General features: G+C 71.4%; 10 protein-coding genes. 3 read left to right on the top strand and 7 right to left on the bottom strand.

The features are described 5' to 3' along the window. A partial coding sequence (locus tag VGT06_09645; GenBank protein ID HEV8663384.1) for a glycerophosphodiester phosphodiesterase family protein occupies nucleotides 1-383 on the bottom strand: 383 nt, incomplete at its 3' end. 164 nt (nucleotides 384-547) lie between these two features. On the opposite strand from VGT06_09645, the gene VGT06_09640 reads away from it, so the two are divergent. Beyond that, complete coding sequence (locus VGT06_09640; protein ID HEV8663383.1) at nucleotides 548-1,294, top strand: hypothetical protein; 747 nt, start codon at nucleotides 548-550, stop codon at nucleotides 1,292-1,294. On the opposite strand, the gene VGT06_09635 is transcribed toward VGT06_09640, so the two are convergent. Further along, complete coding sequence (locus VGT06_09635) at nucleotides 1,291-2,007, bottom strand: PilZ domain-containing protein (protein ID HEV8663382.1); 717 nt, start codon at nucleotides 2,005-2,007, stop codon at nucleotides 1,291-1,293. The genes VGT06_09640 and VGT06_09635 overlap by 4 nt on opposite strands. Before the next feature lie 162 nt (nucleotides 2,008-2,169). On the opposite strand from VGT06_09635, the gene VGT06_09630 reads away from it, so the two are divergent. Continuing rightward, nucleotides 2,170-2,313, top strand: coding sequence for a hypothetical protein (locus VGT06_09630; GenBank protein HEV8663381.1), 144 nt, complete (start codon nucleotides 2,170-2,172; stop codon nucleotides 2,311-2,313). A 115-nt stretch (nucleotides 2,314-2,428) separates the two neighbouring features. On the opposite strand, the gene VGT06_09625 is transcribed toward VGT06_09630, so the two are convergent. Then, nucleotides 2,429-3,598, bottom strand: a complete 1,170-nt coding sequence (locus tag VGT06_09625; protein ID HEV8663380.1) for an FAD-binding oxidoreductase — start codon at nucleotides 3,596-3,598, stop codon at nucleotides 2,429-2,431. 117 nt (nucleotides 3,599-3,715) lie between these two features. Between VGT06_09625 and VGT06_09620 the strand changes: the two genes are divergently transcribed. After that, a complete protein-coding gene (locus VGT06_09620; GenBank protein ID HEV8663379.1) occupies nucleotides 3,716-4,249 on the top strand; it encodes a THUMP domain-containing protein in 534 nt (177 codons plus the stop codon). On the opposite strand, the gene VGT06_09615 is transcribed toward VGT06_09620, so the two are convergent. From VGT06_09615 to VGT06_09600, 4 genes are all read right to left on the bottom strand, one after another. After that, nucleotides 4,200-4,574 carry a hypothetical protein gene (locus VGT06_09615; protein ID HEV8663378.1) on the bottom strand — a complete coding sequence of 125 codons (375 nt, stop codon included), beginning with the start codon at nucleotides 4,572-4,574 and terminating at the stop codon, nucleotides 4,200-4,202. The genes VGT06_09620 and VGT06_09615 overlap by 50 nt on opposite strands. 15 nt (nucleotides 4,575-4,589) lie before the next feature. Then, entirely contained in the window at nucleotides 4,590-5,948 is a 1,359-nt protein-coding gene (locus tag VGT06_09610; GenBank protein HEV8663377.1) for a dipeptidase, read from the bottom strand. Further along, entirely contained in the window at nucleotides 5,948-6,319 is a 372-nt protein-coding gene (gene queF / locus VGT06_09605) for a preQ(1) synthase (GenBank protein HEV8663376.1), read from the bottom strand. Before queF ends, VGT06_09610 begins: the two co-directional genes overlap by 1 nt. A gap of 285 nt (nucleotides 6,320-6,604) precedes the next feature. Then, on the bottom strand, nucleotides 6,605-7,249 hold the full coding sequence (locus tag VGT06_09600) for a CDGSH iron-sulfur domain-containing protein (GenBank protein ID HEV8663375.1): 645 nt from the start codon (nucleotides 7,247-7,249) through the stop codon (nucleotides 6,605-6,607). Nucleotides 7,250-7,386: the final 137 nt, after the last annotated feature.

Raw genomic sequence — 7,386 nt, 5'->3', positions numbered from 1 at the left:
CGGCGGACCACGGCCCCCTCGATGCCGGGGTAGAAGTCGCTCCCGGCCTTGAGCTCCACGAAGAGGCGGGCGCGCCCACGCGCGAGCGTCACCACCTCTTCCAGGGTCGGGATGGCGGTCCCGGCGAAGCGGGCACCGAACCAGGACCCCGCGTCCAGGCGCTTGAGGTCGGCGAGCGTGTGCCTCCCCACGAAGCCCCGGCCGCTCGTGGTCCGCGCGAGGGTGATGTCGTGGATGACCACGATGGCGCCATCGGCGGCCAGGTGCACGTCGAGCTCGAGCGCATCCGCCCCCGCGGCCAGCGCGGCCTCGAACGCCGGCAGGGTGTTCTCGGGAGCGTCGGCCGAGGCGCCCCGGTGCGCGATATTCAGGACCTGGCCCACGCTCGGCTTCCTCCTGTCCGGTGTGGTCCGATAGCCTCGCTGACGCCTCTCCGCGTCGCCGTGCGTACCCGTCACCCGACGGCCCGGAAATGACAACCCCGGCTGGAGCGCAGCCTTGCGGCACTGGCCCGGGCTTTGCTATGCTCCCTGCCCCGGAGGCATCTATGGCTCGCCAGCGGGACAGTTCGCCTCGCCTCACGGCCGCAGGCCGCGGTGCGGTCCTCCTCCTCGCGGTGCTCCTGGCCCCCCTCGCAGCAGGGGGGGCTCCCTCCGGCCTCCTCCCCATCGAGAACCAGGTCCGCGAGGTCCGCGAGCGTCCCCTCCTCGCCCACACCGTCACCGGCCTGCGCGTGAACTCCACCCTCCCCCTCTACGAATTCCTCCTCGCCCGTCCTGACATCACCGCCGCCCTTGCCCGGGCGGTAGGGGCCGCGGGGTACATGGTCTCACCGGACGGGGAGAACGGGTACCGAGGGGAGGACGGCAAGGGGGCGAAGGGGTACTTCGTCCTGGTGGAGCAGGGAGAGGGCCGGCGCGTCTACTTCGCTCAGGGGACCTACGACAAGCCCCTCCTTCCCACGATCGCCGGCCGAATGGTCCTCGTGCTGGAGTACCGGTCGAACGGAGCGGCCGCTCCTCTCGAGACCCGCCTGGAGGGCTTTGTCAGGATCGACACCCCGATCGTGGGGACGCTCGCCAAGCTCGCCCGCCCCCTGGTGAGGCGGGCCATGGACAAGAAGGTCCGCCGCCTCTTCGGCAAGGTCGCCCACCTCCTGGATGCCGCCTCGGCCGACCCCTCCGAGGCCCTCCGGCGGCTGTCGGAGGAGGGCCCCCGATCTCCCGAGGACGTGGAGGCCCTCCGGCAGCTCCTGGAGGCTGAGCACGCCCGCCGCCGGACCGCCTCCAGCTAGCCCGGCCCCCGCCGCCACTGCTCCTCCCGAAGGTAGAGCTCCAGGACGAACTCGTGGGGCCAGTCCCCGGCTTCCCGCTCCACCCCGTGCCGGAAGGTAGGCCTCCCCGTCCCCGTCGGCAGGGGGGAAGACCAGATCACCAGGCCGGCCATGCGGAGGAGCTCCCCCCGCGTCGGGACCTCCACCTCCATACCGGTCCCCGCCGGCAAGCGCTCCGGGAGAAGCAGCCCCAATCCCCCCCGGCTGATGTTCTCGGTCCGGCCCTCCAGCGGTGCGCCCTTCCTGCCCTGGACCTCGCAGACCGCCCGCGCGTCGAGCGGGAATCGGGTCCGGTGGCGCGTCGAGGGCCTCACGTGTCCGAGCCCCCGGAGGAGTTCATCCCAGCCCTGTCGCGCGCCGGGGGGGACCTCCGAGACCACGAGGCCATGGCGGATGCCGGAGCCCCCGCGCCGGAGGGAAGGGTCCTCGTGCCAGAGCACGACGGCCTCGAGTCCCATGACCCCCTGTCCCATCTCCACCTGGATCTCGACGGGGGTCCAGGGGGGGAGCGCCTCCGGAAGGTCGAGGGCCATGCCGCCATCGCTCACGTTCGCGGTCACCGCCGTCAGGACCCGCCGCGTCCCGGGCACAGCGTGGTCCACCACCGTCACGTTGGCGGGGAGGGCCACCACGAACCTGGGGGGCCGCTCCCGGACGCCGATCGCGGGGGCCATCAGGCTCCCTCCTCCGGCGAAGTGTCTCTCCCGGGCCGCACCCTGAGGCTAAATGCCCCGTCCCGGTGCACTCCCCGCCCCCTCCGGTCCAAGGTTTCCCACAGGATGGCCTCTGGCACGTTCCTCGCAGCCCGTTCCGGGCAACGCACCAGGAGGTGGCCAATGCTCCGGACAGTCTTCCTCGCGATCTTCATCGTCGTGTGGCTCATAGTCGCGACATACGTGGGGATCCTGGTGCTCCTCTCCGCCTTCCGCCGCCGCCAGCCCTCCGTTCCCTCCCCAATCACCGTTCCGGAACGGACGTAACCCCCGCTCCCCGTCTGGCGCCGCGGCACCCACGGACCCGATCCATCGGACCCGCGTCCCACAGGAACCAACGCCCACCACACCCCGGCGGATCCCATCGCGGGACCAACTCCCCTCAAACGGGCCCCGCACCGCCTTCCTGCCGGTGCGCCGTCATCGGCTCCTCGAGGAGCGCGCCCCGCCCGAACCGCTCGATCGTGAGGGGGGTGATGTCGAGGGTCGTCGCACGCCCCGTGAGGATCACCTCGGCCATGACCTTCCCCGTCGCCGGGCTGTGCATGATCCCGTGGCCGGAGAAGCCCGTGGCCACGTAGAACCCCTCCAGGCTCGGGACCGGGCCCAGAATAGCGTGGTTGTCCGGGGAGATGTCGTAGAGGCCGGCCCAGCCTCCCACCACCTCCGCGTCCGCGAGGGGGGGCACCCGGTGGGCGGCGGCGGCAACGGCCCACCCCACGGAGCCCCAGTCGAGGCTGGCCACCCCCTCCGGGGCGGGGTCCTGCGGCCCGTAGATCAAGAACCCGGCCCCCTCCCGCCGGAAGACCCATCCCTTGCCCACCTCCACCACCTGCGGGACCGTCCCCTGGATCGCCGGGCAGGGACCCGTGACGAAGACCTGGCGCCGGACCGGTGTCACCGGGATCGGGATGCCCACCATCTCCCCGATCCGGGATGACCAGGCCCCTGCGGCGCACAGGACCCGCGGGGTCGCCACCCGGTCCGTCCTGGTCCGGACACCCGTGACCCGCCCGGCCCCCACCTCGATCCCCACCACTTCCTCCCCCTCCCGGATCGTGACGCCCTGGCGCCGGGCCCCCGCCGCATAGCCCTGGGTGAGCTCGCTCACCCCGACGGTCCCGTCCCGTGCGCAGAAGGTCCCGCCCGCCAGGTCCGCGGTGCAGAGGTAGGGCCAGCGGGCCCCGATCTCGCTCGGGGAAAGCACCTCCACCTCCACGCCGAAGCGGGCGAGGCGGGAGGCGTTCTCCCGAAAGCGGGCGGCCAGCGCCTCGCTCGTGGTCAGCAGGAGATACCCGATCCGCCGGAGGTCCGGGTCCACGCCAAACTCGTCGGCGAACCCCTCGAGGGCCTTCAGGCTCTCCAGGGAGAAGCGGACGTTGACCTCGGAAGAGAAGTCCACCCGGAAGCCCCCCAGGCTCTTCCCGCTGGAGCCGCTCCCGACCGTCTCCCGCTCCAGGACCAGAATGTCGCGCAGGCCCGCGCGGGCCAACTGGTAGGCGGTGCTCAGCCCCACGACCCCCGCGCCGACGATGACGATTTCCGCCCGCACGCTGTCCCTCCCCCAGGCGGCCCCGCGGGAGTCTACCGTGCCATACCCAAGCCGGCAACGGGCAAGTCGCCGTGGATTTTTCCCTGGGCCTCTGCTATAGGGGCAGCGGGGGATCCCATGGACTGGAATATCCTGCTCACCGCGGCCGACGGCTGCGGCCGGGAGGCGGTTCGGGCGCTCCGAGCCTTCGGCCGCTTCCGCTTCACCGGCTACCGGAATGTGCTGGTGGGGCGGGTGGCGGACCCGCTCGCGTTTCTCCAGGCCATGCAGGAGAGCGCCGGCCGGGGCGAGGTCCCGGGCAGACTCATCACCCGCGTCGTACCGGTGGAACGCACCTTCCCGGTGACGGCGGAGACCTTCCTCCAGGACGTGCAGGCCGCGCTGCGGGAGGCGGTCACCCGGCACCCCGGCCCCCGCTTCTTCGTCCGCCTGGACCGGCGCGGCTTCAAGGGGCGGGTGAACACTCAGGACATGGAGCGGGCACTGGGGACGTTCGTGGCGGAGACCATCCGGGCAGGCGGCGGGACCCCGGGGGTCTCCTTCGCCGACCCCGACGTCATCTTCCTCCTGGAGACGGTCGGCGAGACGGCCGGCCTCAGCGTCATCCCGCGGGCGCTCCGGCTGGCCTCCCCCCTCCTGAAGGTCCGCTGAGGGCCTCCCGGAGGAGGCGCCAGCCCTCCTCCGTGATGGTGAGGACCGCGAGCCGGTGGGCGATCGCCGCGGCGGCGGCTCCCACCCCTGCCGGCTCCGCCGCCAGGACCTCCCCGGTCAGCTCCACGACCGCCCGGCCGGCCGGCCAGTAGACCTCCACATGGAGAACGGTCCCGGAGGGAAGCGGCTCGGGGAGGCTCAGCAGGAGGGCTTCGCCGGCAGCCCGGCGGCAGGCTCCGGGCCGCCAGGGGGAGTGGGTGGGCGGGGTGGAGAAGACGACCTGATAGCGGAGGGGCAGCGCGTCCCGCCCCGCCGTCTCCGCCATCCCGGCCTCCCCGCGTCAGGTGAGCTCCCGGTACAGGTAGGCAACCGTCTGAATGCCCCGGGAGAAGTTGTCCAGGTCCAGCCGCTCATCCGGGGCATGGGCGTTCTCGTCCGGAAGGCCGAAGCCCAGGAGGAGGATGGGGGCGCCCAGTCGCTCGGTGAGCGTGGTCACGATCGGGATGGATCCCCCCTCCCGGATGAAGACCGGCTCGCGCCCGAACCCCCGCGTGAGCGCGCGGGCCGCCGCCTGGACCGCCGGGTGGTCGGTCGGCATGAGCCAGGGCCGGGACCCGTGCATCCGGGTGACGGTGAGGGTGACCGACCGCGGGCAGAGGCGCTTCAGGGTGGCCTCGAAGGCCTCGACGATCTTCTCCGGGTCCTGGTCCGGCACGAGGCGCATGCTCACCTTGGCCATGGCCTTTGCCGGCAGGACGGTCTTGGAGCCGACGCCGGTGAAGCCGGCGTGAAGCCCGTTCACCTCGAAGGTGGGCCTCACCCACCGCCGCTCCAGGGTCGTGAACCCATCCTCGCCGTCCAGCGCCGGCACCCCCAGCGCCTCCCGGTAGGCCGCCTCGTCGAAGGGGAGTCTGGCGAAGGCCTCCCGCTCGGCGGGGGTGAGGGGCCGGACATCGTCGTAGAAGCCGGGGATCGTCACGCGCCCGCGCTCGTCGGTGAGGCCCGCCAGCAGGCGGCAGAGGATCGTGGCCGGGTTGGCCACGCTCCCGCCGAAGATGCCGGAGTGCAGGTCGGTGGCCGGCCCCCGGAGGTCCACCTGGCAGTAGACGATCCCCCGCAGCCCGACGCAGAGTCCCGGCACTCCCCTTGCGAGCATGGCCGTGTCGGAAATGACGACGGCGTCCGCCTTCAGGCGGCCCACCTCGGCCGCGACGAAGGGTTCCAGATTGGGGCTCCCCACCTCCTCCTCCCCCTCGATCAGGAACTTCAGGTTGACGGGGAGGCGGCGTTCGGCGTGGAGCCAGGCTTCGGCCGCCTTCAGGTGGATGAAGACCTGACCCTTGTCATCGGCCGCGCCCCGGGCATAGATGGCCCCATCCCGGACGGTCGGCTCGAAGGGCGGGCTCGTCCACCCCTCCACCGGGTCTTCGGGCTGCACGTCGTAGTGGCCGTAGGTGAGGAGCGTCGGCCGGCCCGGCGCTCCCGTCCACTCGCCGTACACGATCGGGTGCCCGGGGGTCTCCATGACCTCCACCCGGCAGCCCAACCCCCGCAGACGCTCCGCCACCCAGGTGGCGGCCTGCCGGACTTCCGCCCGGCGGGCTGGGTCCCCGCTCACGCTCGGGATCCGGAGGAAGGCCTTCAGCTCCTCGAGGGCAGCCTCCCGGTCGGCCGCGATCGCCTGCAGGACGGACTCCATCAGGCCCTCGCTTCCTCCGGCCCGCTGTAGGAGGCGGTCACCACCGTGTGGATTCCCCCGCGGACGGTGAAGTCCCCCACCACGGTCATTCGCCGGGGCTCGCAGGCCTTGACCAGGTCATCGAGAATCTGATTCGTGACGCCCTCGTGGTAGGCCCCCTCGTTCCGGTAGGCCCAGAGGTAGAGCTTCAGGGACTTCAGCTCCACGCAGCGGGCATCCGGGACATAGCGGATCCGAATGGTGGCGAAGTCGGGCTGGCCGGTCCGCGGGCAGAGGCAGGTAAACTCCGGGCACTCGAAGGCGATCTCGTAGTCCCGCTCCGGGTTGGGATTCGGGAAGGTCTCCAGGACCTTGGAAGGCTGGGTTGGCATGGGGGGCCTCTCCACCGCAGGCTCAGACGCTCCTAGCATACCGGCCTCGGGGGGCAGGCGCAACGGGCGAGGAGGGTCCGCACTGTCTAATACCAACGACATACATCGTGTGACAGACGGTCCGGGTGGCGCCGGATGCCGCCCGAAGGCCCCCGGTGCGGAGGGGGGGCCCATCGGCTCTTGGCCGATGGGGGGAACCACGGGAGGGTTCCCCAGGGGGGCCGGGGGCCGGGGCGGCGCCGGCGACAGGACCCGGACCGTGTCACGTTCATTCGGTCGTTTGCATTAGTTGTTCTCATCCTGGAAATTGATCTCCCAATGGGTCCCGTCGCAGAACGGCTTGTTCCGCGAGCCGCCGCAGCGGCACAGCGTGTAGTGCTCCGCCGATTCGGGCCGGGAGTCCGCATCCTCCAGGGCGGGGCCTCCCGTCACGAGATAGGGACCGTCCTTGGAGACCGCGATCGCCGGTCCCCGGTCCGGCCCTGTGTACTCGACGCCCTCGATCGAGTAGCTCAGGGCCCCCGATGGGCATCGCCTGATGGTCTCAATGGCCTTCTCGACCTCGGCGCCATCGGGATCGATCCACGGATCCGCCTCCATCCTGAAGACGGAGGCGAGGGTGTCGGTACAGTATCCCGCGTGGGAACAGACCGCCCGGTTGTCGTGGATGGTGATCCTCTTGCCCCGATAGTCCACCCGCCTGCTCGCGGGCCGATCGGCCAGTCGTCGCCCGGAGAACCCGATCCGGGCATGGGTGCCGTCGCAGAACGGCTTCTTTGCGGATCCGCCGCACCGACAGAGCGCCGTCACGGGCTTCGTCGGAATGGCTTCGCCCCGGGAGTTCTGGAGCCTGGGCAAATTGCTGACGAGATACGGTCCGTCCTCCGCCACTTCGATGAAGCATTTCTCGCCGCCGGGTTTCGCCTTCATGCCGTTTCCTCCCTGGAAGGAGTGCGCCGGATGCACACCAAGGCGGCACCGTTCTCGCAGCGGATGCCCATGACTATACCTCTCGATCCCGCCCCTGCCAATGCGAGACCCCGTGCTCCCGGATCTGGGATCCTCAC

Origin of the sequence: Candidatus Methylomirabilis sp. (assembly GCA_036000645.1) — a bacterium.
Taxonomy (GTDB): Bacteria; Methylomirabilota; Methylomirabilia; order Methylomirabilales; family JACPAU01; genus JACPAU01.
This window is presented reverse-complemented; position numbering and strand designations above follow the sequence as displayed.

Bases quoted from the DNA above. Each gene is read 5' to 3' on its own strand.
- VGT06_09630 (HEV8663381.1), top strand. From the start codon at position 2,170: ATGCTCCGGACAGTCTTCCTCGCGATCTTCATCGTCGTGTGGCTCATA.
- VGT06_09640 (HEV8663383.1), top strand. From the start codon at position 548: ATGGCTCGCCAGCGGGACAGTTCGCCTCGCCTCACGGCCGCAGGCCGC.
- VGT06_09610 (HEV8663377.1), bottom strand. From the start codon at position 5,948: ATGGAGTCCGTCCTGCAGGCGATCGCGGCCGACCGGGAGGCTGCCCTC.
- VGT06_09635 (HEV8663382.1), bottom strand. From the start codon at position 2,007: ATGGCCCCCGCGATCGGCGTCCGGGAGCGGCCCCCCAGGTTCGTGGTG.
- VGT06_09620 (HEV8663379.1), top strand. From the start codon at position 3,716: ATGGACTGGAATATCCTGCTCACCGCGGCCGACGGCTGCGGCCGGGAG.
- VGT06_09600 (HEV8663375.1), bottom strand. From the start codon at position 7,249: ATGAAGGCGAAACCCGGCGGCGAGAAATGCTTCATCGAAGTGGCGGAG.
- queF (HEV8663376.1), bottom strand. From the start codon at position 6,319: ATGCCAACCCAGCCTTCCAAGGTCCTGGAGACCTTCCCGAATCCCAAC.
- VGT06_09615 (HEV8663378.1), bottom strand. From the start codon at position 4,574: ATGGCGGAGACGGCGGGGCGGGACGCGCTGCCCCTCCGCTATCAGGTC.